The organism is Cloacibacterium normanense, from assembly GCF_002943105.1.
Lineage (GTDB): Bacteria > Bacteroidota > Bacteroidia > Flavobacteriales > Weeksellaceae > Cloacibacterium.
This window is the reverse complement of the sequence record NZ_PTPZ01000001.1, coordinates 502,355-527,944: the sequence shown is the minus strand read 5'-3', so window position 1 is coordinate 527,944 and position 25,590 is coordinate 502,355. Positions and strand designations below refer to the sequence as shown.

Genomic DNA, 25,590 nt, shown 5'->3' with positions numbered 1-25,590 from the left:
GCTAAAAAGCGTCCTTATTCATTTCTTGGTTTATCCAATCTATATCTTTTTTATCTTTTAGAAAATAATCCCACCATTCCATTGATCTTTTATTTAAGTCAAAACTTTCTACTGTTCCTATACCTACATCATGCTCTTTTTCTTTGTATAGTAATGCAATTACCTTTTTCTTGTTTCGTTTTAATCCGATGTAAAACTCTATGGTGTGGCCCCAATGTACCGTTTCATCTTTCTGACCTGTCCAAAGTAAAATAGGTGCGTTTACTTTTTCTACATTCATGATTGGATTATTATTAAGATATAACATTTTATCCTCTGCAAACGGTTTAAACATTTCGTATTGTTGGTTTTCAAATTGCCAATAAAAAGGTATGTTAAATTTATAGGAATACGAAAAGTAAGCTCTAACAATATCGCTATGTCCTGCTCCACTTATATACGCTGCAAAGCGATTAGAATGAGTTGCTATGAAGTTGGTTTCATACCCACCATGCGAATGCCCCGTCAACCCTATTCTATCCTTATCAATACTTTTACATTGCTTTAAAAAGTCTAGCGCACTATGCACACCATCTAATGCTGACCAACCCGTTCCCCTGTTATCATGTACAATGTCTGGAAGTAATACAAAATATCCCTTTTGTTGCAGCAAACGAATATTAAAACCTAAAGGGTCATCTATTTTTGGCATTTGGTAGCGGTTTGAAGTATGACTCTGTATTTGATAAATATGAACAATCATAGGATATTTTTTTGTTGAGTCATAATTAACAGGGTAATACAACACAGATTTAAGTTCTTTTCCTAAAGTATTTTTATAAGTAAAAACCTCTTGTTTCAACAGCGATGTTGATTTATCACTCAATTTCACCTTATACCATATTTTATTCTTTTTCGTGATGGTATTATAGGTTTCAACTTGAGGAGGAATGTTATAATTTTCTTTGATAAATAAGAATTTTTCTAATTTTTTATCGAATTTCAATTCTTTTATTCTGTCTTTGGTAAAAGGGATGATATCAATGTCTTCATCCTTATCCTTATAAAGTCTATATGAAGTTTTATTATTTTTTACACCCCATAGTTTTACTAAGAGAGGTGTTTTAAGATTAATTTTTCTGATTACAATATCAAAATGATTATTTAAATCTACCACTTCAGGGTTTACAACCGTAGTCTTGTACTTGTACTTGTACTCATTCTCCTTCATTACATTTCTTAAATTTTCATTTTTTATTTCATACTTCATAAGCCCTAATGAACTCTCCAATAATATAAAATTACCATCTGCACTAAATACTGGGTTTTGTAAATCTGTTTTTTTTATTTCTTTAAGAATACGTTTCTGACAGTCGTATAATAACCAGTTTCTTTTGTCAAAATCAAACGCAATGATATATTTGCCCAAACCATCTGTGACTATATTTGAGACTCTTTGAAATATCAATTTATATGACCTATCAGAAACATTGTACAAATATATATTCAGTAAAGGTCTGTGTAATATATAGTCATTTTCTTCTACTGCATTAAAAACCATCACCTCATTTGAATTATTGAAGGCTATTACATCAGAAAATTTCTGATTGTCTATCTGAAATTCTGCACCAGTATTAGCATTCCAGACTGAGTAATCATGAATCTGCTCGCCATATTGTTTGGATTCCATGTCTCTATCGTTTCCGTACCAAATATCTAACCATGGACTATTCTCTGGAGGTATTGTTCCTTGAAAATCAATTACGACGGTTGACAGATTATCTAAAGCCTTTACTTTCACATAAGAGAATTTCTTAAAATCGTTTTCTTTGGAATAGACTATTTTACCTGATGGAATATTGAGTATCTGCAAAATGATTTTGTTAGCCATTTTATCCAAAATGGTGATTGCCAAAAATTTATTTGTATTTCCTAAAACTTCAATATTTTTAATTTCATATTTTGAAGAAAAAACCGTTTTCGATTGGGTTGACGTTAATTGTTCTATATTCCATTTCTCCTCTACTTTGTGGATTATATAACCTATCCCCTCTTTTTGTTTAACCCATCCTTTTACCCCATCAAAAGACTTCACCACAGTTCCCTTTTTATCATAAATCACTGCCTTTTCTTCTCTGCTTATTGTGCAAAATCTATCTCCAGAACCAATCGTAAAAGCCTTAGATACCTTTTCAATTTCCCATCTATGATTATTAATTAAATCCCACCAGACTGCTTTATTATTGCCCGTGGACAATAAATGGTTGTTTGGTGTAAATTCTATAAATGGTTGTTTGATTAGAAAACCTAAAGTTGAATTTTTAGCATGAATGTCTAGCACCATAATGGTATCATTATTTTGAGCATGCCATTTTTTAAAAGTCGCCCATTTACCATTTTCTGAAAGCTCTATATTCCCTACCGTATAGAATTTCTGTAACCATTTTGACAATGAATCTGAAGGTTTAGGAGTAGCAGACCATAACGAGTTAATGAATAGAGAAAAAATGATGGATAAAGCCTTGATGTTAATAGCCTTCATTTTGGGGATTTAAATTCGGGTTTAACAAAAGTTCTTTTTGAGGGATTGGCCATAACACATGATAGGTTTTCCAATTGGGCTTTACTGTTTGGAGGGTATTCAATATCACATAGCGTTTCATATCCAGGAAACGGTGCCCCATTTCTGTAAAAAACTCTTTACGCGATTCCAATAAAATCTCATTCAGTACATCATTTTTTGTAATGGGTAATTGAATCGCTGATAAACCTGCTCTAAGTCTTGAGGCATTAAGATAAGGCAACGCTAGTGCTGTTTTGTCTTGTTGAGCATAAGTTTCAGCTAAAAGCAAATACGCTTCTTCTATCCTAAAGACAATGGAATATTCCGTGGTATTAGATGTTCTATTTTTATACTTGTCTGCTCTATACCAAACATTTTGTCCTACTTGTACTTTTGCCATCCAGTTTTGTTTGCGCAAATCTGAACTGGTAAAGACATTGATTAAACTTGTAGACAATGCGTATGAAGTTGGGGCTGTGTTATTGAAATAATAAGTAGAAGCTTCTTTGGTTGCATTACCACTATTCTTAGGTTTAAGTTGCCAAATGATGTGTTTGCCATTCTTGTTAAATACTTTGGAAAGGTCATTTTCATAAATGTACAATGGACTTGTAACAATTTCTTTCAAAATAGGTTCTGCTTTTATCCACTGATGCTGGGTCATGTAAATTTTAGCCAACAGCAATTGACCTGCTTTTCGGTTTAAGAAAATTCTTTCTGTGTTTCTGTAATCATCTGACAATAGACTTATGGCTTCTATGACATCATTTTCTAAGAGCGCAAGCACTTGGTTGCCTGAAGTCTTTTCTATTGACTGATTTATTTTATAATCTGTACTGCTTGGGAATGGGATGTCTCCGAATATCTGCTGCAAATAGAAACATACCAATGACCTTGCTAAGAGCGCTTCACCTTTAATTCTATTTTTATCTTTCTGTGGCAATGTCTGAGTATCTCTAATGCCTTCCAGAATTGTATTGGCAGTTAATATACACTGATACGATTTAGCCCAATAAGTGTTTATCTGAGGGTTGGTTTCTTCCTGTGTATTCTGGTATATGTCTGGAAGCCCAGTAGAAGCTGATGCAACATAATAATCTAAATCATCTGTATAAGAACCCATAAGTTTTCCGGTTTGGTCTCCTGCAACAGGTGAATTGTCCCATAACATACCGTATAGTGCCGCAAGAGCTGCATCAGCAGTTTGTACATCCTCAAACACTTTTTGTGAAGAAATCTGATTAGAAGGTTCTTCTACTTCTATCAACTTTTCACAATTTTGAATCATGCTGAATCCTATGATACACAGGAATATTTTATAAAATGGATATGTTTTCATTGTTAAGGTTTTAAAATTTTATTGATAAGCCTAAAGAATACGTTCTTAAAGGAGGCAGAAATCCGGCGATATTAAATTCAGGATCTATACCAAAATATTTGGTATACGTCAGTAGATTCTGTCCTTGAAAGTAGATTTGTATCGTTTTAAATACCTCTGAACGTATCGGTATTTTATAGGAAAACTGAAGGTTTTTTAATCTCACAAAGGAAGCATCGCTTACTGCTGCATCACTATTCTGAAACAATACCTGCGAAGCATTATTTGTAGCCAGATAAGGCATATACATTCCTGCAGGATTATCAGCAGACCATACATTCAGTACTTCTACAGGTTGATTATTTATTCCTCCTGGAATGGGCATTAAATAATTGTAATTTCTATTTTTCTGTTTTACAAATTGTAAAAGGAAAGCTAATTCCCAATTATTATATTGAAATTTATTGTGCCAACCCCCAAAATACTTTACTCCTATATCTTCTATAATTTTATTATCATTAGGCGCGTTTATTTTCCCATCATTGTTATAATCTGTGAACTGATAGAGCCCAGTCTGCGGATTGATTCCTTCTAAATGATATAGCTTTATTGCATATATTGAATGACCTATGTTATATGTATTGGCATAGGAAGAACCTTCAATCCCCTCAAAGGATAACAATTTATTGGCAGGAAAACTTATATTAAAATCTGAATACCATTTTAATGTCCCTGAAAGTGGTCTTGTTGCTAATTGAAATTCCCATCCTTTATTTTCTACCGTTGCAGGGAGATTTGCTGTGACCGATGAAAATCCTGTAACGGTGGATAATTGGTAGCCTACTAACTGGTCTGATGATGTATTGCGGTAAAAAGCTCCTGTAAAATTGATTTTGTCTTGCAAAAATCCTAATTCTATTGCCGCTTCCAGTTTTACTGTTTTTTCCCAACTAAAATTAGGATTGAACAGTCGGCTTGAGGTTAACCCTACAGTACCATTATAGAAATAAGGTGAAGTAGAAAAATTATTTAAGTATTGATAATCTCCAATGTTATCACTTCCTGAACTTCCATAGCTGGCTCTGAGTTTACCAAAACTTAGCCATGAGCTATCCTGCAAGAAATTTTCTTTAGAAAAAATCCAAGCCATCCCTATTGCTCCAAAGTTGGCAAATTTATTTTTTGGTCCAAATCTACTACTGCCATCTCTTCTTCCAGTAAGGTTAAAGATATATTTGTTTTGATAATTGTAGTTGAATCTCCCATAGAAGGCCGCATATTTGTATTCTGTTTTTAGATTATCTCCGATGACTTTGGTCTGTGCTACTGCTATGTTTTGTATAAAAGCATTGTTATCAAATCCATACCCTTCTAAATAACTAGACTTGGTTTCATTTGATTGATACGAAGCTCCTGCAATCATTTCTAATTTATGGCTTCCGAGGGTTCTCTCATATTCCACTTGTGGTTCCAGAATGAAAGAAAATCTTCTCTGCATGTTTTGGTAGGACTGAGAACTGGATGCATTAAGACCATAGGATGGATTATAAATGGTGTGTGGAACTAATGACCATTCTTCAAACTGTTGATGATTTAACCCTGCATTGAGCTGTATATTAAGCCCTGATAAAACGGTGTATCTTCCTTTGACATTGTTTATAAACTGAAGATTTTCATTGATATAGGTTGCATTATAATCTGCTAATGGATTGGTAAACGTATTGTTTTCCCAGTTTAAGTTTCCCTCCGATGTATAAAGTGCAGGAGCATTTGGAGCTAACCAATGTGCTGAACGAGCGACGTCACTATTCATCTGCTTATTCTTTTGTTTGCCAAATAAGTTATACATGCTCATTTCAAAACGTTTATCACTTGATTGATGAGAAACCGTATTCGATAAATTGAAATTTCTGTATTTAAAATCATTTCCATAAACGGTTGATTCCTCACTATTTGCTAAATTGACCATGAATTTGGTTCTCTCTGTACCTCCCCCTACTGTGAATTGGGTATTTGAACGTTCTGCTTTGTGACCCAAAATTTCTTTTTGCCAATCTGTATATCTTGATTGATTCCAAGTTCCATTGATGTCATAAGCATTAGCGGGATAGACAGTGATTCCACTGTTTATAAATGCCTGTTTTCTCATGGATAAATACTGTTCAGTATTCATCATTTTCATTTTAGAAGCAAGTTCGCTTATATCATAAGACTGATTGAGATGTACACTCAGTTTTCCTGCTAGTGCTTTCTTTGTTGTAATTAGAACCACACCATTAGAGCCTCTTGAACCATATATTGCAGTGGCATCTGCATCTTTCAAGACTTCTATGCTTTCAATTTCATTGGGATTAATAGTATTGAGTGGGTTAATTGAGGAACTGGGTAGTATGGTTCCTGACAAATTAGAAGGACTTTCTGAAATCATGGGCACGCCGTCTACTATGTATAGTGGATTATTGCCTGCACGTCTTAAACTATTTCTTCCTCTTATCTGAATCTCAAATCCACCACCGGGAGTGCCACTGTTTTGAACAATGTTTACCCCGGGCATTCTGCCTTGAACTGCTGAAAGCACATTATTTACGGGTTGGTTTTCTATTTCTTTGGCTGATACTTTGGCAATGCTGCCTGTACTTTCGCGTTCTTTTACTTTGTAATATCCTGCATTTAAAACAACTTCATCTATTTGCTTTTCTTTTTCTAAACTTGCATTAATTGCATTTTGGTTACCCACAGTTACCCTAGTTTCTGCATATAGAGGGTGTCTAAAGATGAGGATTGCATTATCACCGAAAATGGTGAGTTGGTATTGACCAGAAGCATTGGTTTGGGTAACGATGTCTTTTCCCTCTTGGGAAACCGACACTCCCGCAATGGGTTTTTGATTGCTCGTCACTGTGCCTGTGACGGTTCTTTGTTGTCCATAGGCATGGCTAGAAACAACCATAGTGAGCCCTAAGCATATCGGAAGATAGCCTAGACTTATTAAGTTTTTTTTCATAATTTTGTTAAGGTTTAAACATTAAACTTATCTGCTCTTCCTAACGCTAGTCGCCAAACTTTGCAGGAAGGGCTTTTTTTACATTTGGCTTCGACAGGCTCAGCCAACGAGTATGTGCTCAGGCACCTTAGGTGGGAGACTTATCATTTTTGGCTCCCTTTCCTAAAGCGTCATTAAAAATTTAATATGAATATGAATGTTATTTGTGGGAAACAGAATAAAGTTTATCCTGTGTTGAAAGAAGCAACCATAAATTTTAAGTGATTTAAAAGGATTATTAGTTAGTAATGTCCCGTGAAAGCTAATAAGCCGCAATGGTGCGCTGCCATTGTATCCGTCTCTCTGATACTGTATTTTGAAAAGCGGCTTAGAAAAATGTAGATGATGCGGACGGCATAAAAGAAAACGGCATGGGACTCTACATTATCCGCTTTTGAGGTACTGGCATACCGTGGAACAGATAAGAGAGCCCACGCCTAGGTCGTGAGCTTTTTACTTATCCTCTTGTTCCTTAAAAAGTGCCAGTTTTCAAAAGCAAGATTCTAAGCAATAGCTTCTAATATTTTGTTGAAGTATCGCAAAATTACATCATTGGATGTAATGTTTTTACAAATATAATAAAATTTTCCAAACTGTGACAAATATGTCAATGAAAACTTTGACAAATATGTCACTTTTATTTAATGAAATACATTGAAGACAAATATTTTATTGCATTGGCTAATCATATACAAGAAATACTCAAAGATAAAAATATTGATGTAGCAGATTTAGCTGCTGCAGCTAATCTAGATAGAAGACAAATATATAGGTTATTAAATAAAGAGAATATTCCAAAATTATCAACATTAATTCGCATATCATTAGCCGCAGGGATTGAACCACAACAGCTTTTTGCATTAAAATTTGACTTTGACAATTATATGAGCGAAAATAATATACTAAAGGTTTCCAAAAAAAAGAAGAATTAAATCTTATTAATGTTGAAACAAAGTGAATGACTTTGACTCTGTTTTACAAATGAGCTGTTTCCTTTACTATTACTTTTACAAAAATATATAATAAGGATAAATAACTCCGAAGTATAAAGCGAGCAAATATCTTTTTCATGCACTCCTCATGCACTATCTATGGAGTATCTATGCACCATCTATGCTTTATCCAAAATAGTGTGTCGTCCTAAAATAACTATACAGGTTACTTGATAAAAAATTTATTATCAAACAAACCATGCGAAAGGATTATTGCAGTATCGGGGCATATTTTCCCAGAAAAGCCTCCTAGAATTCCGTCTTTTGCAATGGCCATGGTTGGTTAGTTTTTGGGTGTAATTTATATTTATTCTACAATTTCAATTCCTAAACTTTTTAAATAATTAAATGTAGGACTATAAAAATCTGGTTGTCTTGTATGGTCATCTACATTTCCTTCGGGAACTACTATAATCATTCCTTGTCTTGCTCTAGTAAGTAATACCCTGTAAGCATTAATGAGATATTTTTTTCTTATACTTTTATGAATGTTTTGCCATTTGTTTCCTACAAAAGAATATGTTTTCCAACCTTCGTTAGAGTATCTTAAATCTGCATCCCAAGTCACACAAACCCAATCTAATTCTAAACCTTGCACTTGAAATTCCGTTGCTACATCTTCTAAAAAATAAGATGAACGAATATCATCCTTATCATCCAAAAACCAATTGACGTGATTAATGGGAGTTTTAACATCTATTGCTAATGGTTTTAATCTATAAGCTTGTGAAGAAACGACAATACCATACCTTTCGCTTCCTCTAGCGTTCTCCTTAAGCCATTTTTTAGCTTTTTCTACATCTCTAGTAATTACAACAGGATATTTACCATTTAATTTTTTTAAAGTTTCTTTTGCATTCTCATCAAAATCTAAAATCTCTTTGACAAACTTTGACAAATATTCTGCTCTAAAAGAACGCATGGAAACAGACAAATGTAATTTATCTTCAAAAACAACTTTATTAGTTAATTCTAATTCTTTTATTGATTCTTGCGCGTTATATTCGGTATCAATCAAATTAGGGGAAATTCTTGTTTCCCAATCTTCAAATTTATTTTTAACCGCTGAAAGCCATTCAGAAATACCAGCTTCTCCCGTATTAATTTCTTGACCACCACCTACTAAACAAACAATTACAGCCCAATCTTCATGTCTATCTAAACAAGAAATTAAAAATTCTGGCTCAGAATATTGAAAATTAGCAATTCCTTTCTTTTGATGCATGAATTTTACAGTTTGTTCTTTAGTCCAAGCTCTTTGAGCCTCATCAAAAATGGCAACATGATCATAAGGAGCTTTAGGATCTCTCAAATATTCATCACGATAATGGTGAATGATTTGAATAAAAGCTTTTACACTTTCTCTTGCACTTTTTTTGGTTATTTTATTGCCTTTTAATTTCTCCTGCACAATTTTATCTCGTGCTAATGCTTCCTGTAAAATATCTACCAAAGGCTTATTTCCCGATAGAAAAACACTTGTATTACCCTTCTCTTTATCTAAGTGTTCAGTTGCTACTTTCAATCCAACTAAAGTTTTTCCAGCGCCAGGAACACCCGTAACAAAACAAATTACTTTTTTATTGTTCTGTTTAGCATAATCTATTGTTTCAGAAATATAATTTGAAGTATAATTTAAATTAATAGCATCAGCATCATTTCTGGTTATTGCTTCTACATTATGATTATTATATAAACTTATTGCCGCTTCAATAATCGTCGGAGTAGGAGAATAACTTCCTTTTAAATATTCATTAGGATTAATTTCTTCTGTAGATTGATAAAAATTGATGACCTCTTGAATTGTTAATCCCAGATTTTCGGCATTAGTTCTTATTGGATTGGTTAAATTATCATTATGACTTGTAAAAACAACTTCTAATGGAATTTTTTTAGAATGTGTTGCAACTAAAATTGGAACAAGTAAAATCTCATGACTCGGTTTATGAAAATTTTTCAAGTCTAACGCATAGTCCCAAACTTGTTCAATATTATGATTTAAAAATTCCTTTTCACCTACCTTAAATTCTATTACAAAAACAATATTCTTGATAATTAATATACAATCTACTCTTCTACCCATTCTTGGAATCGAAAATTCAAAAAATAAATGCCCATTAAAATCTTTTAAAATATCTTTTAAAAGGCTTATTTGAAATTCCCAAGCGTATAATTCAGTATGAATATGACCCAATCTTCCATTTACAGAAATTTCGCCAATAATAGTTTCAGTTGATTTCTCAAGAAAATCAGAAATTGTATCGGAATAATAGTAATTAAGCATAAAATAGGTTAAGAGTTTTGAATCTAAAAAGAAAAGATAATGTTCTTTTAATTAAAGTTTTCATTGATTAGTTCAAACAAATATATCAAATCCTTTTCAAACAACATTACGGAAAAACGTATTGCAATAAAAATCATAAAACCCTATCATTTTTCTCCCAATCAAGTTAGGGTCAAGTTCTACTCAAGTTTTAGGTTTGTTCGTGGCTTGTTCGTAATTTATGGTACTTTTCCGAGGCTGATTCGAAGGAAACACGAACAAACCACGAACAAACCCCACAGAAAACCCGAATTTCTCCCAACTTTGACTCGAAGAAATAGAGTTAAAAATAGACTTACACAGAAAAATTTTTCAGCATAATTTCTACCTCTGCTTTTAGTTCTTGGATAAAACTTTCGGGCGCTAAAACTTGCACGCGTTTTCCGTAGGATAAAATCTCCCTTTGGAAATCATAAGTAGGCACCAAACTCACCCTAAAAATGGTTTCTGTTTCGTTTTCGGCGATTATGGTTTGGGAATGATGCAGTGGCAAAGCTTTTACATAATTGGCTTGTTCACGGTCAAATTTCAACAAAATTTCCTGAGTTTCTTTCCCTAAAGTGCTGATAATCCCAAAAGAATTTTTGTAAGCCTTTTCTATATCAATATCCTCTCTTTTGAAAGAAGTATTGCTGATATTGAGGTCAGAAATGCGGTCTAATCCGTAAGTTTTCAGGAAAAAAGAGGTGTTTTTGGACTGATAATCGGCTGCCAAAAGATACCAACGGTTTTTAAATTCCTTCAACGCATAAGGCATAACGACTTTGCTAGACTTTTCGTTTTCCCAAAATTTTTGATAGGTAAAAGAAAGTACTTTCTTTTGGGTAATGGCATGAATCAAATCATTAAGGTGTTCTAAACCTCTGGCTCTTCTCGGCTCGAAAAACATCACATCTGCTTTTCCTTTGGTTTCGCGGTAAGCTTCTACCAATAGCAATTGGTCAAATACGCTCTCTTGGGAAAGTTCCAGTTCTTCTTCCTCTATGAAATGGGCATTTTTCTTTCGGGAATAAGAAATCTGTATCCCAAATACATCTGCAATCGCCAGTTTATCTCGCTGAAAAGTGCGTTCAGTAAATTTGAGTTCCAGTCCTTTTTCTGCAAACTGCGTTTCTAAGTAGTCAGCAATTTCTGGATAAGTGGCGCCTCTGTCTTTTCGTCTGCGTAAAAACTCTTCTATAAAGAGCAGTCTGAGCATTTGTTCGTTTTTTGCCATGGAAAATAGATGGAGATTAAGGTTGAGGCAAAGGTAAGAAAGTAAAACGTCAAATTGTGACGGAATGAATGAGATATCAAATAATTATTTAAAAACCCTATAAAAAACAAAAACCGCCTCTCGAAAGAAGCGGTTTGTGGTTTCTCCAGGAATATATTTTTCTTCTTCAATCTGCTTACTGCAAGGGCTTACAGATTTTAATTATTTTCAGGTAACCGAATATTCCCCCTATTAAAATGTTACAATTTTACTCAAATCGTATAGCAAATTTAGTAAATCTTTATTAGTTTTAGATAAATTAATAATGTTATTTGTCAAACAAGTTTCATTTTTATAAACCTACACTAAAAAAAACAAAATTTATTTTTTTATCAAAATATATAGAGAATAACACCATAAATATTCATCTAAAAACTTATTTAATAATATTTATCACCGTTTAGATAAAAAAATAATGATAAAAAAGTAATCCTCTGACGAAACATCTTGCTATAAAATACTTGTATTATAAGTTTAAATCTTACATCATTTAGATGTTTCTTTTATATAATTATCACAATTTTTTGGCATTTCAAAAGGTTTATTCTAAAAATGTTAAAATTTATCCCATAATTTCGGCCCGTATCTTTTAAAAAGATAATAATTTATCACTTTCTTAAAATTTATGACTCAAATTTATGACTCACATAAAACGAGTTAGAAATATCTATTTTTTTTATCAATTAAACAATATTTCTCCTGTAATTAAGACTTAAATGGTATTAAATAAAAAATATCATATTTTACACATTTAATAAAAAATAAAATATTAAAATAAATATTTAATATTCATAATTGATTTTTAACATATATAAATTAACATTAAATATTTTTTTTCACTACTCTACACTTCTACATTAGCAAAACCTAATCACAAAATATTTTTATTATGAACCAAAGAAGAAATTTTGGAAACGGAAGAATGAATTCTTCTACCAACAGAACATCTCAAAATCAGAACAGAGATTTTAATTCAAGATCTTACAACAACCGTAATTCACAAGGGAATCATTATCAAGATGATTATCAAGATGATTATTCTCAAAATTATGAGCAAAGAGGCAACAATACTCGTGCTTCTATGAATCGATTTAATAATGGTTCAAATTCTAACCGCTCTGGTGGCTATCAAGATTACAATTCAAGTCATCAACAATCTTCACCCTACGGAAGTGGTAACAGCAGAAGATTTGAAAGTGAAAATGAGTTTTATGGCAATTCTGATAGAGGGAGAGATTCTAGAATGAATAGAAACGAATGGGATAATGATAGAAACTCTGATTATTTCGAAAATGATCTTTGGGAAATGGACGACGACTTTGATATGGGGATGAATAGAAATTCTTTTTCACAACAAAGTCGTTCACAAAACAGCTTTTCTAACCAGAGAAATCCACGAGGAAATTATTCAGACTCTTACGACAACAACAGAGGTAATCGTTCAAGAATGAACGAGGATTATTACTCATCAAGAGGAAATGAAAACCGAAACCAAGACGACGACTTCAGCAATGATTACCATCGCCCAAGACGTAGAAATTACTAAACACCTTTAATTTTATTTATAACCAAATCATTTAAAATTCAACATTATGAATACAAGAAGAAATTCTGGAAACGGAAGGTATGGATCTTCCACCAGTAGAGGAACTTCGGGAAGAGGTTCAAATTCACAAAACTATAACAGCGGAAGAAGTCGCTATAATGAAGATGACGATTATGACTATGACAATCGTTACGATTATGACGAGGACTATGATGATTATGATGATTATGATGATTATGACGATGATGATTATGATGACGATGATTATCGTTATGAAAATAACTATAACGATGATTATGATGATGACGATTATGATGATTACGACGACGATTATGATGACTACTATGATGATGACGAAGATGAGGAATATGATGATAATGATTATCGTCAAGGAGGTAGATCTAATTCTGGTAGAGGTTCATCAGGACGTGGAAATTCAAGAAGAGGCTCATCTAACCGTTCATCTTCCTACTCGTCATCTAACAGAAGTTCTTCATCAAGAAGCAGTTCTGGCAGAGATGGAAGAAGTGACTTTGACGAATCAGAACATCCAAGAGATGAAATGGGTAGATTCACTTCTTCTGGCAGAGGTTCTTCAAACAGAGGTAATTCTGGAAGAGGTTCATCATCTGGAAGGTCTGGTAACTCATCATCAAGAAGTGGTTCTAGCAGAGGAGGAAACTCTTCTTCAAGAGGAGGATCTTCTTCAAGAGGCAATTCTGGACGCGGCAGCAACTCCAATTCGGGTAGAGGCTCATCATCTGGCAGAGATGGCAGAAGTAATTTCGATGAATCAGAACACCCAAGAGACGAAATGGGTAGATTCACTTCTACTGGAAGAGGTTCATCAGGACGTGGCTCGTCAGGCAGAAGTTCTTCTGGAAGATCTGGAAACTCATCATCAAGAGGAAATTCTGGTAGAGGAGGAAGTTCTTCATCAAGAGGAGGTTCATCTAGCGGTTCAAGACGTGGAGGTTTTGGGAGCAGAAGCAGAAGTAATAGCAGCAACCGCAGCAGCAGCAACGGAAGTAGAAGCAACAGCGGCAACAGCAGAAATAGTGGAAATAACAGAAATTCATAACATTAACACTCGACTGGCCGCTCAAAAGGCGGCTGGTTTTTTAAAAAGAAATTATTATGGACACGAATAAAAATAAAACCAACAATACTTCGGACAAAGATAAAACGTCTACTCCAAAAGGTACTTCAAAGGACACCAATCAGAACTCATCTAACGAGTCTGCTACTCAAAATAGTAATAATAGCACTCAGAATTCTTCTCAAGAAAATCAAGATAAGTCTAATCAGGAAGATGATACGGGAATGGATGAAAAAAAGAATAGCCAGAAGCCTTCTGAAACAGAAAAAGGAGGACCTCTTTTTACATTTTTCATCGCAGGGCTAAAAGATATTCTCTATGCAGAGAAACATCTCTTAGAAGCTTTACCCAAAATGCAAAAAGCGGCTACAACGAATGAATTACAAGAAGCTTTTGAAGATCACTATCTACTCACCCAAAAACACGTTTCTAGAATAGAAAAGGTATTTAAAATGTTGGGAGAAGAGCCAGAAGCTAAAAAATGTGAGGCAATCGTTGGCATTGTAAAAGAGGGAGAAAATACCATTAAAGAAACAGAAGATGGCAGTATGACCCGAGATGCAGGCTTGATTATCGCTGCTCAAAAGGTAGAACATTATGAAATTGCCAGTTATGGAGGTTTAGCTGCATTGGCAGAAACTTTAGAGCTTTATGATATCTCTGAACTTCTCCATAAAACATTAGAAGAAGAAGAACAGACCGATGAACTTCTTACGATGATTGCAGAAAGCAATATCAATTTCGCTGCCAAAGAAGATGATCAAGAAGGGGAAAGTGACCAGGAATATGATGATGAGAATGAAGAAGATGAAGATTTTTATGACGAGGAATATGATGAAAATCGATATAGCAGCCAACAAAGAAGGTTCTTTTACTAATTTTCCATATTAAGAAGAGGGATGCTGGTTTGCAGAATCAGCTCCCTTCTTTGATAAAAATAGATTTATGAAGAATAATCAGCATTTGCCTCAACCGTCATTTCCTAAGGAAAAACCGTTGAAAAAACATCATCAAGTACATAATCCTTTGTTCTCTTACTATCAAGATAGTTTAAATTATGCCATTTATTCCGATCATCAAACCTCAGCCATTTTAGAGAAAATGGAATGTTTTTTTGATTCTCCCCGAATCAAAGAGCTTTACTTGTCTTTTGAGTTTACTAAAAAAGCACAAGCCAAAAGAATAGCACAACTTATGAAAAAAAATGGCATCAAAAAATCAGCTTTTGATCAATCCCTACTCGCCTTGGAAAAAGAAGCTCACACTATTTTACAAAAGACGATTAAAGACCCCAAAAGAAAAGAAGAAGAATTATTGCAGCTCATCCAAAAAATAATCCATTATCAAATGGGCGTTTATTCTGCATTGATGGTATTATCTAACATCATTCATTTTACAGAAGCCCATGAATTATTTGCAATAGGAATTGCGGAAATGGAAGAAAAAAGACAAGAACTAGAAGAAATTACTTAAAAAACAAAGAACTGTTGGACAGCTACCTTCTCTGAAAACCCATACTTTCATTAATTATATTATCTCAGTTGATTCAGCAGTTCTTTTAAAATTTGTGTTGCATAGATTTCTTGATTAGAAAAAAGTAATTTTTTTGAGTCACCAAATAATTGTTTAGAAACAATGGTTTTACCATGAAGAGAAATTGCAAAATAAGCAAAACAATCTTTAATATTTTCTTCTAAGATGGGTTGAGCAAAACCTGTAATGGCAATTCCTATTTCAGCATTAAATCTATGAGCAACCTCTGAAGCCATTTTTTCTGCGATTGGTTCAGAAACGGCATTATTTTCTTGAGCAACAATAGGATTTATATTCAGATGTTTTGCTTTTTGACCGATATTATAAACTACCATACCACCCTGTAAAAAGGACATGGCTTGTGGAGCAAGAGACAATATATTCATCAGAAGTCCAGCAGTGCAACTTTCTGCAACCGCTATGGTAAGCTTTTTATCCAGAAGATTGTTTGAAAGGTCATCTAAAATTTTCTTTTGGGATTTTTTCATTTTAAAGGATTAATGGTGAATGATATAAAGTTCAATAATGAGACCAAAATAAAAATGTTTAATTAAAATTTTAAATATTCAGTATGAAAAGAGACGGCCATCTAAAAAGTTTCTGGCAAGACGCTGGTTACCAACACCAAAATATACCTCCTCCCACGAATGACTTTGACACCATTATCGTAGGAGCTGGTCTTAGTGGAATTTCTATTGCTATGGAACTTCAAAAAAGAGGAAAAAAATGTTTGGTATTGGAGAAAAATGATATTGCTTCAGGAACCAGTAGCGGTACTACAGCACATATTAATAATTTTTTCGATTGTTCATACGATCAAATCATCCGAAACTTTGGAGAAAAAGAAGCTCAAATCATTGCTGAACATGCGCAAGGAGTCTATCATACGATTCATACGTATATAAAAAAATATGCTTTGGACTGTGATTATGAGGAATGTGATTTTTATTTGTTTAGCGCAGAAAAAAAACAAGACGCATTGCTGCGTAAAATTTTTGAAGGCCATTATAAAGTATCCTTACCTACTGCCATTACAACAGAATTCCCATTTGACATCCAAACCCATAGTATTATCAAGATTAAAGGACAGGCTCATTTTCATCCGTTAAAGTACATTCATGGCTTATTTCATCATTTTGAGCAACAGGGAGGTTACCTTCTCACCCGTGCCTTGGTTGAAGATTATGAAAAAACAGAGGATGGAATTAGAATAAGCCTTGGAAAAGATAAAATATTTACCGCAAAAAATTTGGTTTGGGCCACCCATGTTCCACCGGGAAATAACCGTTTTAATTTATTAGTTGCTCCCTACAGAAGTTATGCTTTAAGTGCTAAAATGCTTTTTCCGCCTCCTAAAGCAGCTCAAGCGGCGGATTTACATGAACCCTATCACTATTTCAGATATCATAAAAAAGACCATCAATATTATTTGATTATTGGAGGATTCGACCATAAAACTGGACATCTCGAAAATACCGAAAATTCTTTTCAGCAACTTATTGCTTATGCAAAAGAGCATTTTAGAATTGGTGAAATATGTGAAAAGTGGTCCTCCCAGTATTATGTTCCCGCAGATGGACTGCCATACATTGGTAAAATGCCTGGAGAAGAAAATATTTATATTTCGACAGGTTATAATGGAAACGGCATGACTTGGGGAACTCTGTCCGCGGAAGTGATTGCTGACTTAATAGAAGGAAAAGAGAATGAATTGGCCAAAATAATTTCTCCAGAAAGAATAAAAATTATTGCCAGTGCAAGTCAAGCTATTAAAGAAAATACGGATGCCTTTCTTCATTTCATAAAAAGCCAATGGACAGAAAGCACCCATCACCTGCTTGATGAGATGAGTTTTGATGAAGGGAAAGTGGTAGAAATAGAACAGAAAAAAGTAGCAGTATACAAAGATATAGAAGGAAATTTTAGTTTTTTATCTGCTGTTTGTCCACATATGGGCTGTACCGTAAAGTTTAATAAAGCAGAGCAATCATGGGATTGCCCTTGCCATGGATCTCGATTTGATACTTCTGGCAAATTACTGAATGGACCTAGTACGCAAGGACTTGAAGAACTTCAAATTCTTAAACCTTCTAAAACAGAAAAACATGAAAAGTAATCGTCTTCATCTTCTACAAAGAATGATTCACCTTGACCCCGGAGAAACACAAGTTATAGAACATGGTCTTGGCACACAAGATATTATTGTTGCGCTCTATCAATTCACTGAAGGAGTTGAAGTAGACATTAAAATAAAAATTATCAATCTTTATTCTATCAGTTTAACCTTATCTTCCACTTCTCCGCAGCAAATAGGAGTCGTTATTTTAGAATTATAAAAATTAAAAAATATGAAAAAAAACACCACCCCTCATCAATCACAAGCCTTTATTCCTGCAGGCATAGATGAGCCCATTTTATTGGAAAGTAACAGCAGTAGTAAAGTAGAAACCATGCATCTAAACTATCCTGAAAATGCCAAAATAGGTTACGCCATTGTAGGACTGGGACATCTAACGCTCAACCAGATTTTACCCGCTATGAAAGAATGTAAAAAGTCTAAAATCAGTGCTTTGGTAAGTGGTAGTTTAGAAAAGCTTAGAAAGACAGGAGAGATGTATGATATACCCGAAAGTGCTCAATATCTTTATGAAGAATTTGAACAAATTTCTGAAAACAAAAATATAGATGCCGTTTTCATTGTCTTGCCGAATAGTAAGCACAAAGAGTTTACCCTCCGCAGCGCAATAGCAAAAAAACATGTCCTTTGCGAAAAGCCCATGGCGATTAATTCACAAGAATGTCAGGAGATGATTGATGCTTGTAAAGCTGCAGCTGTTAAACTTATGATTGCCTATAGGATACAATATGAACCTTATAATCATTATGTAAGACAAGAGATAGAAGAGCATTCTATAGGAACTGTGAAATTTATCCAAACTCATAATGGGCAACCCTCTCACCAGCCAGAGCACTGGCGCTACATCAAAGACCTTGCAGGAGGAGGAGCTCTTTTTGATATTGGCATTTATTGCCTTAATACCATGAGATTTTTACTCGATTCCGAACCTTTAGAAGTTTATGCTCATCAATATAGTAACCCTTTAGATCCTAGTTTTCAGGAAATAGAAGAGATGGTCAATTGGCAAATGAAGTTTCCTGATGACATCATCGTACAATGTTCTACCAGTTATCAAATCCATACTTCTAGAAAATATGAGATTTATGGTGATGGTGGCTGGATGATTTTAGATGACGCCTACTCGTATGAGGGTCAAAAACTGATCATCAGTAAGCCTGAAGAAAATCTTTTAAAAAAGGAAATCAAAATTTCTCCTGTGAACCAGTTTACTCAAGAGATTGATTATTTTTCTGAATGTATCCTAAACGATACTGAACCCTACACTTCGGGAGAAGTGGGCCTTCAGGATTTAATGATTATGGAAGCTATTTATGAATCTGCGCAAACGAATGAGCCCATCTCCCTTAGCCATCGTTTGCCCAAGAGTATAAAAAGAGGAAATAAACCCGAAATAAAACTTCAAGAAAAATAAAGCCTTCATAAAACCGTTTAATTAAAAAATTTTCTTGTATTATAAAGAAGATAAAGCCTAAAAAAACACAAACGTTCTTTTCTACAGTAACCGTTACTCAACCTTAAAAACAACAACTCAGTACTATGAACAGAGCTAGGCAAAATAAAAATTTTTGGAATACCAGAAAAACGCTAACCCAAGATTCCATTTCTTCTGATGAACTCTATGATGTGGTCATAATAGGTGCGGGAATCACTGGAATCACTTTAGGAAATGAACTTCAAAAGAGGAATAAAAAATGTCTTATTCTAGAAAAAGAATATCCAGGCAGTGGAACTACGGGAAAATCTACTGCTTTTATTAATAACTTTTTAGAAACCCCTTATGATGAACTGATTCAATGTTTCGGAGAAAGCAAAGCAAAAGTGATTGCCGACCAAGCCCAAGAAACCATACAATACATTTATCAAAACATTAAAAATTATCAAATCAGGTGCGAGCACAAGAAGTGTAATTTTTATTTATTTAGCACCGAAAAGGAGCAAAACGAAAAACTCACTCAAATTCTAAAAGCCCATACCAGTTTAGGGATTCCTACTAAGAGAATTTACGAACTCCCTTTTGATATCCCTTATAAAAAAGCTTTGGAGATTGAGGGACAACTACAGTTTCATCCTCTTAAATATTTAAAAAGACTATTGCAGGAATTTGAAAAAAATGGAGGGCAACTTTTATCCCACTGTGCTGTTTTGTCTTGTAATTCCCAAGATGATATGGTTGTCATAAAAACCGAAGACAAAAAAAACATACTCAGCAAAAAAGTAGTTTGGGCGACACATAATCCACCCGCGGACACGCGACTTAATCTATTGGTCACGCCCTATATCAGTTATGCTCTCTGTGGAAATTTAAAAAATACACCTCCTAAAATCGCTCAAGGAGGAGATTTAGAAAAGCCATATCATTATTTCAGATACCATAAAAGCGGCAAAGATTACAAAATCATCGCTGGAGGTTTTGACCATAAAGCGGGACAAGAAAATTCTACTAAAAATCCTTTTGAAGACTTAGAAGAATATGTAAAAGAAAGATTCACCTTAGAAGTCAAAAACAAATGGTTTGCACCCTATTATACTTCAGCAGATGGACTCCCTTATATAGGTCTTATGCCAGGAGAGCAAAATATCTATGTGGCTACTGGATTTGGAGGAGATGGTATGCTGTATGGTAGTATGGCTGCACGAATCATCCCCGAATTGATGGATGGAAAAGAGTCTGAAATATCACAATTGCTCTCTCCTTGCAGAAGCCATCATATTTGTAGTGCTCAAAGTATTATTCATGAAAATGTAAATTCATTTTTCAAGCACATTCATCAAAGGCAAAATGCAGAATTAAATTTTGATTTAGAAAATATAGAGAAAGGAGAAGGCAAGCTAACCCAATGTCAAGGAAAAACCTTTGCAGTTTACCGAGATACTGGAGATTCCCTTCATTACCTAAGTCCATTATGTACACACATGGGTTGCACTGTACAATGGAATACCACAGAAAAAACATGGGATTGCCCATGTCACGGTTCTCAATTTGAACCCAATGGAAGAGTCATTCATGGTCCTGCACTTAAAAATCTAGAGGTTGTAAAAATAGAACATCCAGAAAAAGAAGAAGCAACACCTAAAAAAATGACAGAAAACAAATTTATTAATCCTTAACAATTAATTTATGAAAGCAGCCGTATTTCACCGACCAGGAAAAATCACTTGTGATGAAATAGATGATCCTATCTTAGAAAACCAAGATGATATTATTTTAAAAGTTACTTCTACTGCCATTTGCGGAAGCGATCTGCATATGTATTCGGGGGGAATACCTCAGGCAAGACCTATGGTAATGGGTCATGAATTCATGGGGATTATAGAAGAAGTAGGCAGAAACGTACTGCATCTGAAGAAAGGCGACCGTGTGGTAGTACCCTTCCCTATCGCTTGTGGTGGATGTTTTTTTTGTCAACATTCTTTACCCAGTGCTTGTGAAAATTCTAACCCAGAACATTATGGGCCAGAAGGGGGAATTTTCATTGAAAAAGGAGGAGGAATGTTTGGTTACAGCGATATGTATGGAGGGTACAATGGTGGACAGGCACAATATGTGAGAGTTCCTTATGCTTATTATGGTCCGAGAAAAGTTCCTGAGCACCTAAGCGATGAACAAGTCTTATTTCTTACTGATATTTTTCCTACAGGAATCATGTGGGGAGAATTAAAAGGAGGCGAAAGTGTAGTTATTTTTGGAGCTGGACCAGTAGGTGTTATGGCTGCCAAAAGCGCCGTTTTGCATCATGCAGGAAAAATCATCGTTATAGATACTCTGGCATACCGCTTAGAAAAAGTAAAAATGCAAACGGGATGTGAAACCATTTTATGGGAAAATGCGAAAGATACCATCGCTCAGGTCAGAGCTCTTACCGAAGGACGTGGAGCCGACCTTTGTGTAGATGCTGTAGGCTTCGAACCCGACCGAAATCTTTTAGACCGAGCAAAAGCAACTGTTAATTTTGAAAAAGGTTCCATAAAAGTTTTAGAGGCATGCTTCAGCTCTGTAAGAAGAGGAGGCAAAGTTTCTATTTTGGGGGTATATCCCGTGAATTACGATAACTTTCCGTTGGGACAAATTTTTGACAAAGGACTTACCATAAGAGCTGGACAAGCACCTGTACATGGTATTATAGATCAACTTTTAGATTATGTCATAGATGAGAAAGTCATATTAGACGATATTATAACCCACCGGCTATCTCTGAATGAGGTAGAAAAGGGTTATCAGCTTTTTGATCAAAAAGAAGATGGCTGTGTAAAAGTGGTTTTAGACCCTTGGAAATAGACTAATTTCGTTTAATACTGGGATTATCATGAGCCTCCTTTTCCCATTTTACAAATGAAATATTGCCTTCGCTTTCTACGAAGGCATTTTTTACATCGGTTAATTTCTCTATCCCATTTTCTCTGAGATTAGCCATCAATTCATCTTGGGTGAGTAACTCTTTACGCATATTTCGATGTAAGATTTTTCCGTTTTTAATGATTTGTACCGGAGGATGTTCAAAAATATTCTGAAAAAATTTAACATGGTAAGTGAGTTGGTTCACTCCATAATTGCATAGGATAAAAACCAACAACATTATTACCCCATCTCCCAGAGAAGTAAAATCTCCCATGGCGTGTGAGGCCGCCTCTGTAAGAAGAAGGATGAAAACCAAATCCATAGCTCCTAATTCACCTGTAGTTCTTCTTGGAAGAAAACGGAGAATTAGCAAGATCAAGAAATAAAGAATTACGCCTCTTAAAAAAATTTCAAAAAGGGGCATTTCTGGTTTTACTATTTTCTCGAGGTCTGTTATTTTGATTTCCATATTATTTAATGGTAGTTTTTATTTTTTTCGGCTGACAAAATTAGGCGTAGAGAGCTGTCATTGGTAAAAAAATTCCACATCCAATTGATGAAGATGATGAGTTTATTTTTAACACTTAAAATGAGCATTAAATGAAGAAACATCCAGAAGAGCCAAGCAAAAAAACCTTTCATTTTGAGCCACGGCAAATCTGCAACCGCTTTGAACTTTCCTATGGTTGCTAATGAGCCTAAATCTCGGTATATAAATTCTTTTGACTTACTGGTGTTAAAAATTTGTGCGAGATTTTTCCCTTGATTGATGGCTACATTTGCTACTTGAGGATGACCATTAGGATATTTAGGCGTTTTCATGAGTGCCATATCTCCTATGGCGTAGATATTATTATGCCCCATTACTTCATGGTTTCTATTTACTGTTACCCGCCCACTTTTCTCTATAAATGCATTGGTTAATCCTTCAATGTGGTTCGCTTTAATCCCACCTGTCCAGATGACATAAGAAGATTTTATCTCTCTGCCATCTTGCAAGGTAATTGTATGGTTGTTATACTCCTTGACCAATGCATTGAAGTATAATTTTACTCCTAATTTCTGTAAATACCTAAGGGCAGTTTTCTGGGTGGTAGTACTCATATTTGATAGCGGGAATTCTTTTCCTTCAATGATTATAATTTTTATTTTGGCTGTTTGTAAATCGGGATAATCTTTTGACAAAATATTTTTTTTCATTTCTGCAAATGCTCCTGCTAATTCTACACCAGTAGGTCCTGCTCCTACAATGACTATATTGTAATGTTCTTCTGGGGTATTGATGGAATTAGAGACCATATTTTCAAAATTTTGAATAAAAGAATTTCGAATATGAATGGCTTCTGCAGTAGATTTGAGTGTATATGCTTTTTTGGCGAATTGTTCAAGTCCAAAAAAATTAGTAGTACATCCCATTGCCAGAATTAGATGGTCATAAGGATATGAATTTTTATTGGTAAATACATGTTGCTTTTCGGCATCTACTCTTATTACTTCTTCCATTCTTACCTTAACATTTTTCTTTCCCTGAAATATTTTTCTAAAAGGGAAAGAGATGCTTGAGGGTTCAATTTGTGCAGCCGCTACTTGATAAAATAGTGGTTGAAACTGATGGTGATTTACTTTATCAATCAGTAGAACTCTATACTTTCTAGGATTTAGATTTTTGATGAATTGTAATCCCGCAAAACCACCCCCTAATACTATTACTTTTTCTTTATCCTTCATATTAGTTCTCTTTAAACTTATTTATTATTTTTAGACCGCCACATTGGCGCTGGTTATTTCATAGTAAATTGCCCATGCGATAAAAACTATGATGATTACCCATACCCAAAAAGGGATGGTTCTAGGCGTTTCACTCCCTGATATGATGAAACTTTTTTGATTTCCTTTATCATAAGCATTAATCATAAGCGATAAAACACCGTCTACAATTTCGTTTTCTTTAATGCCTTCTACTGAAATCGAAGGACCATTGGCTACGGTAAAATGAATAAAACGGACTCCCTCTTTCCCCGAGGGAGAGCGACTTACTATCTTTAGCACATGTGCTCCATCAGTAAGTTTAGAAGTATCTAAATCAAAGACCACAGGAGTATCCATCATGGATATAGGCTGCGTTTCTTGGTCTAGAAACAGAAAAATTATACTATTATCTTTAGTCATGATTCATCATTTTGGTCAGATAAAATAGAATATTTGATATGGGATGTATTTCTTTCTTTGGGAACAATTAAAAATTTAAGTGCCAAAAAAAACATTCCAATGGCTGAAAGGGTTACAGCACCTACGATAATATAATCCCAATTGCTTTCTGGCCCTACTCCATGGGCAATATTTTTGGTTATTTTAGGCTGCTGTAGCTTACACGCATCACATGCACTTATGAAAATTCCATAAAACATTAAGAAGGTTATAACTAATTTTATTCTTATTTTTTGCATGGCTCTTTATTTATACATTATTTATTTCTGAATTTTATCCATTAGGATTTTCACTTCTTCTACTGTTACTTTTTTAGCATTATTTCCCCAGCTAGATTTTTCATGATTGATAATCGCAGTTACCATTTCAGGTGTAAATTGAGCCGATTGACCTACGGGAGGCATCACCGCAAATTCTGGTCTTGGGTCATACCCTTTCATGATAATGGTTACGATTAACTCTAAGTCGCCTCCATTTACCACTGGACTATTAGCCAAAGGAGGAAACGCACCCGCTACACCATTACCATCTGGTTGATGGCATGAAGCACAATTCACTGCATAGAGTTCTGCTCCATCAGGCAACTGCGAATCTCCTCCACTTTTGGGTTCTTTTTTTTGAGATTTATATAAAAAAGGAGGAACGTAATTCCCTGTAAAATCTCTTTGTTTTAGCGACTTCAAATAAGCTACTAAGAAAATTGCTTTATCTGAAGCGACTACTTTTTTGTTTTTATTTTTTAAAAACTTTTCAGGGATCTTCACTTCTATGTCTCCCGCTTGCACTTCATCTTTTTCTATAAAAAGATAAGGATATGCTGGCATTACAGATTGTGCTACTGCAACTCTGGGCTGGTATAGATGGATATAATGCCATTGGTCACTTGGCTGGCGTTCTCCAATATTGGTTAAATCAGGTCCTGTTCTTTGGGTTCCCATAAGATTAGCTGTATTTCTCCAAAAATCTGTTCGCTTATTGGTGGCAAAATCTGCTGGTATACTTGGTCTTTTTCCAAAAATATTATCCATTTCTACATTTCTTACTTGCTGGGTATGGCACCCTACACAGCCGTTTTCTATGTATACGGCTTTTCCAGCTTTTTCTTCAGCAGAGAGCATTTTCGTTTGTGGAGGCAAGGCATTATTTATTTTTTGATTTTCAATTGCTGGAAAAATCGCAATATAAAAGGTAAGTCCTAGAAATAATGAAAAGGCCAAACCGTACAATACATAATGATTATTAAAAAACTTCATGG

21 protein-coding genes are annotated in these 25,590 nt (G+C 34.5%); 10 read left to right on the top strand and 11 right to left on the bottom strand.

All coding sequences use genetic code 11. The annotated features are described in order from the left end of the window. Position 1 precedes the first annotated feature (1 nt). The 3 genes from C3729_RS02355 to C3729_RS02345 are packed head-to-tail and all read right to left on the bottom strand — an operon-like array spanning position 2 to position 6,864. On the bottom strand, positions 2 to 2,521 hold the full coding sequence (locus C3729_RS02355; protein WP_104792661.1) for an alpha/beta hydrolase family protein: 2,520 nt from the start codon (positions 2,519 to 2,521) through the stop codon (positions 2 to 4). Continuing rightward, positions 2,508 to 3,881 (bottom strand): RagB/SusD family nutrient uptake outer membrane protein, encoded by a 1,374-nt coding sequence (locus tag C3729_RS02350; protein ID WP_104792660.1) that lies wholly within the window; start codon positions 3,879 to 3,881, stop codon positions 2,508 to 2,510. The genes C3729_RS02355 and C3729_RS02350 overlap by 14 nt, the downstream gene beginning before the upstream one ends. A 10-nt stretch (positions 3,882 to 3,891) precedes the next feature. Continuing rightward, the gene (locus C3729_RS02345; RefSeq protein WP_104792659.1) at positions 3,892 to 6,864 is read right to left on the bottom strand and encodes a SusC/RagA family TonB-linked outer membrane protein; all 2,973 of its coding nucleotides are present in this window, start codon (positions 6,862 to 6,864) and stop codon (positions 3,892 to 3,894) included. Between the two features lie 683 nt (positions 6,865 to 7,547). On the opposite strand from C3729_RS02345, the gene C3729_RS02340 reads away from it, so the two are divergent. Continuing rightward, complete coding sequence (locus C3729_RS02340) at positions 7,548 to 7,835, top strand: helix-turn-helix domain-containing protein (protein ID WP_104792658.1); 288 nt, start codon at positions 7,548 to 7,550, stop codon at positions 7,833 to 7,835. 367 nt (positions 7,836 to 8,202) lie between these two features. Here C3729_RS02340 and C3729_RS02335 read toward each other — a convergent pair whose 3' ends face one another. Continuing rightward, the gene (locus C3729_RS02335) at positions 8,203 to 10,179 is read right to left on the bottom strand and encodes a DUF2075 domain-containing protein (RefSeq protein ID WP_104792657.1); all 1,977 of its coding nucleotides are present in this window, start codon (positions 10,177 to 10,179) and stop codon (positions 8,203 to 8,205) included. 334 nt (positions 10,180 to 10,513) lie between these two features. Continuing rightward, positions 10,514 to 11,434, bottom strand: coding sequence for a helix-turn-helix transcriptional regulator (locus C3729_RS02330; RefSeq protein ID WP_104792656.1), 921 nt, complete (start codon positions 11,432 to 11,434; stop codon positions 10,514 to 10,516). A 928-nt stretch (positions 11,435 to 12,362) separates the two neighbouring features. Here C3729_RS02330 and C3729_RS02325 point away from each other — a divergent pair. From C3729_RS02325 to C3729_RS02310, 4 genes are all read left to right on the top strand, one after another. Further along, positions 12,363 to 13,019, top strand: a complete 657-nt coding sequence (locus C3729_RS02325; protein WP_104792655.1) for a hypothetical protein — start codon at positions 12,363 to 12,365, stop codon at positions 13,017 to 13,019. A gap of 46 nt (positions 13,020 to 13,065) precedes the next feature. Further along, the gene (locus tag C3729_RS02320; RefSeq protein WP_133159933.1) at positions 13,066 to 14,100 is read left to right on the top strand and encodes a hypothetical protein; all 1,035 of its coding nucleotides are present in this window, start codon (positions 13,066 to 13,068) and stop codon (positions 14,098 to 14,100) included. Positions 14,101 to 14,156: 56 nt separating this feature from the next. Continuing rightward, positions 14,157 to 14,996, top strand: coding sequence for a ferritin-like domain-containing protein (locus tag C3729_RS02315; RefSeq protein WP_260204354.1), 840 nt, complete (start codon positions 14,157 to 14,159; stop codon positions 14,994 to 14,996). Positions 14,997 to 15,063: 67 nt separating this feature from the next. Then, positions 15,064 to 15,591, top strand: a complete 528-nt coding sequence (locus tag C3729_RS02310) for a DUF892 family protein (RefSeq protein ID WP_104792653.1) — start codon at positions 15,064 to 15,066, stop codon at positions 15,589 to 15,591. 59 nt (positions 15,592 to 15,650) lie between these two features. Here C3729_RS02310 and C3729_RS02305 read toward each other — a convergent pair whose 3' ends face one another. Continuing rightward, a complete protein-coding gene (locus C3729_RS02305; protein WP_104792652.1) occupies positions 15,651 to 16,139 on the bottom strand; it encodes a CinA family protein in 489 nt (162 codons plus the stop codon). Between the two features lie 83 nt (positions 16,140 to 16,222). Here C3729_RS02305 and C3729_RS02300 point away from each other — a divergent pair, with 83 nt between their 5' ends. From C3729_RS02300 to C3729_RS02280, 5 genes are all read left to right on the top strand, one after another. Next, on the top strand, positions 16,223 to 17,767 hold the full coding sequence (locus C3729_RS02300) for an FAD-dependent oxidoreductase (RefSeq protein WP_104792651.1): 1,545 nt from the start codon (positions 16,223 to 16,225) through the stop codon (positions 17,765 to 17,767). Then, positions 17,757 to 17,987: a hypothetical protein gene (locus C3729_RS02295; RefSeq protein WP_104792650.1), complete on the top strand. Its 231-nt coding sequence runs from the start codon at positions 17,757 to 17,759 to the stop codon at positions 17,985 to 17,987. The genes C3729_RS02300 and C3729_RS02295 overlap by 11 nt, the downstream gene beginning before the upstream one ends. 12 nt (positions 17,988 to 17,999) lie before the next feature. Then, positions 18,000 to 19,202, top strand: coding sequence for a Gfo/Idh/MocA family protein (locus C3729_RS02290; RefSeq protein WP_104792649.1), 1,203 nt, complete (start codon positions 18,000 to 18,002; stop codon positions 19,200 to 19,202). A 125-nt stretch (positions 19,203 to 19,327) separates the two neighbouring features. Beyond that, positions 19,328 to 20,899 carry an FAD-dependent oxidoreductase gene (locus C3729_RS02285; RefSeq protein ID WP_104792648.1) on the top strand — a complete coding sequence of 524 codons (1,572 nt, stop codon included), beginning with the start codon at positions 19,328 to 19,330 and terminating at the stop codon, positions 20,897 to 20,899. A gap of 10 nt (positions 20,900 to 20,909) precedes the next feature. After that, positions 20,910 to 22,067: an alcohol dehydrogenase catalytic domain-containing protein gene (locus tag C3729_RS02280; protein ID WP_104792647.1), complete on the top strand. Its 1,158-nt coding sequence runs from the start codon at positions 20,910 to 20,912 to the stop codon at positions 22,065 to 22,067. Position 22,068: 1 nt separating this feature from the next. On the opposite strand, the gene C3729_RS02275 is transcribed toward C3729_RS02280, so the two are convergent. Genes C3729_RS02275 through C3729_RS02255 form a run of 5 tightly spaced genes read right to left on the bottom strand, consistent with a single transcriptional unit; the run spans position 22,069 to position 25,588 of the window. Next, positions 22,069 to 22,596, bottom strand: a complete 528-nt coding sequence (locus C3729_RS02275; protein WP_104792646.1) for a DUF421 domain-containing protein — start codon at positions 22,594 to 22,596, stop codon at positions 22,069 to 22,071. A 5-nt stretch (positions 22,597 to 22,601) separates the two neighbouring features. Then, positions 22,602 to 23,855, bottom strand: a complete 1,254-nt coding sequence (locus C3729_RS02270; protein WP_104792645.1) for an NAD(P)/FAD-dependent oxidoreductase — start codon at positions 23,853 to 23,855, stop codon at positions 22,602 to 22,604. Positions 23,856 to 23,885: 30 nt separating this feature from the next. Beyond that, complete coding sequence (locus C3729_RS02265) at positions 23,886 to 24,296, bottom strand: cytochrome C (protein ID WP_104792644.1); 411 nt, start codon at positions 24,294 to 24,296, stop codon at positions 23,886 to 23,888. Continuing rightward, complete coding sequence (locus C3729_RS02260) at positions 24,293 to 24,574, bottom strand: hypothetical protein (protein ID WP_260204346.1); 282 nt, start codon at positions 24,572 to 24,574, stop codon at positions 24,293 to 24,295. The genes C3729_RS02265 and C3729_RS02260 overlap by 4 nt, the downstream gene beginning before the upstream one ends. Positions 24,575 to 24,595: 21 nt before the next feature. Continuing rightward, on the bottom strand, positions 24,596 to 25,588 hold the full coding sequence (locus C3729_RS02255; protein ID WP_104792642.1) for a cbb3-type cytochrome c oxidase subunit II: 993 nt from the start codon (positions 25,586 to 25,588) through the stop codon (positions 24,596 to 24,598). Positions 25,589 to 25,590: the final 2 nt, after the last annotated feature.

Excerpts from the sequence above, each read along its gene's own strand:
- C3729_RS02355 (WP_104792661.1), bottom strand. The coding sequence starts at position 2,521 with ATGAAGGCTATTAACATCAAGGCTTTATCCATCATTTTTTCTCTATTC.
- C3729_RS02350 (WP_104792660.1), bottom strand. The coding sequence starts at position 3,881 with ATGAAAACATATCCATTTTATAAAATATTCCTGTGTATCATAGGATTC.
- C3729_RS02345 (WP_104792659.1), bottom strand. The coding sequence starts at position 6,864 with ATGAAAAAAAACTTAATAAGTCTAGGCTATCTTCCGATATGCTTAGGG.
- C3729_RS02340 (WP_104792658.1), top strand. The coding sequence starts at position 7,548 with ATGAAATACATTGAAGACAAATATTTTATTGCATTGGCTAATCATATA.
- C3729_RS02335 (WP_104792657.1), bottom strand. The coding sequence starts at position 10,179 with ATGCTTAATTACTATTATTCCGATACAATTTCTGATTTTCTTGAGAAA.
- C3729_RS02330 (WP_104792656.1), bottom strand. The coding sequence starts at position 11,434 with ATGGCAAAAAACGAACAAATGCTCAGACTGCTCTTTATAGAAGAGTTT.
- C3729_RS02325 (WP_104792655.1), top strand. The coding sequence starts at position 12,363 with ATGAACCAAAGAAGAAATTTTGGAAACGGAAGAATGAATTCTTCTACC.
- C3729_RS02320 (WP_133159933.1), top strand. The coding sequence starts at position 13,066 with ATGAATACAAGAAGAAATTCTGGAAACGGAAGGTATGGATCTTCCACC.
- C3729_RS02315 (WP_260204354.1), top strand. The coding sequence starts at position 14,157 with ATGGACACGAATAAAAATAAAACCAACAATACTTCGGACAAAGATAAA.
- C3729_RS02310 (WP_104792653.1), top strand. The coding sequence starts at position 15,064 with ATGAAGAATAATCAGCATTTGCCTCAACCGTCATTTCCTAAGGAAAAA.
- C3729_RS02305 (WP_104792652.1), bottom strand. The coding sequence starts at position 16,139 with ATGAAAAAATCCCAAAAGAAAATTTTAGATGACCTTTCAAACAATCTT.
- C3729_RS02300 (WP_104792651.1), top strand. The coding sequence starts at position 16,223 with ATGAAAAGAGACGGCCATCTAAAAAGTTTCTGGCAAGACGCTGGTTAC.
- C3729_RS02295 (WP_104792650.1), top strand. The coding sequence starts at position 17,757 with ATGAAAAGTAATCGTCTTCATCTTCTACAAAGAATGATTCACCTTGAC.
- C3729_RS02290 (WP_104792649.1), top strand. The coding sequence starts at position 18,000 with ATGAAAAAAAACACCACCCCTCATCAATCACAAGCCTTTATTCCTGCA.
- C3729_RS02285 (WP_104792648.1), top strand. The coding sequence starts at position 19,328 with ATGAACAGAGCTAGGCAAAATAAAAATTTTTGGAATACCAGAAAAACG.
- C3729_RS02280 (WP_104792647.1), top strand. The coding sequence starts at position 20,910 with ATGAAAGCAGCCGTATTTCACCGACCAGGAAAAATCACTTGTGATGAA.
- C3729_RS02275 (WP_104792646.1), bottom strand. The coding sequence starts at position 22,596 with ATGGAAATCAAAATAACAGACCTCGAGAAAATAGTAAAACCAGAAATG.
- C3729_RS02270 (WP_104792645.1), bottom strand. The coding sequence starts at position 23,855 with ATGAAGGATAAAGAAAAAGTAATAGTATTAGGGGGTGGTTTTGCGGGA.
- C3729_RS02265 (WP_104792644.1), bottom strand. The coding sequence starts at position 24,296 with ATGACTAAAGATAATAGTATAATTTTTCTGTTTCTAGACCAAGAAACG.
- C3729_RS02260 (WP_260204346.1), bottom strand. The coding sequence starts at position 24,574 with ATGCAAAAAATAAGAATAAAATTAGTTATAACCTTCTTAATGTTTTAT.
- C3729_RS02255 (WP_104792642.1), bottom strand. The coding sequence starts at position 25,588 with ATGAAGTTTTTTAATAATCATTATGTATTGTACGGTTTGGCCTTTTCA.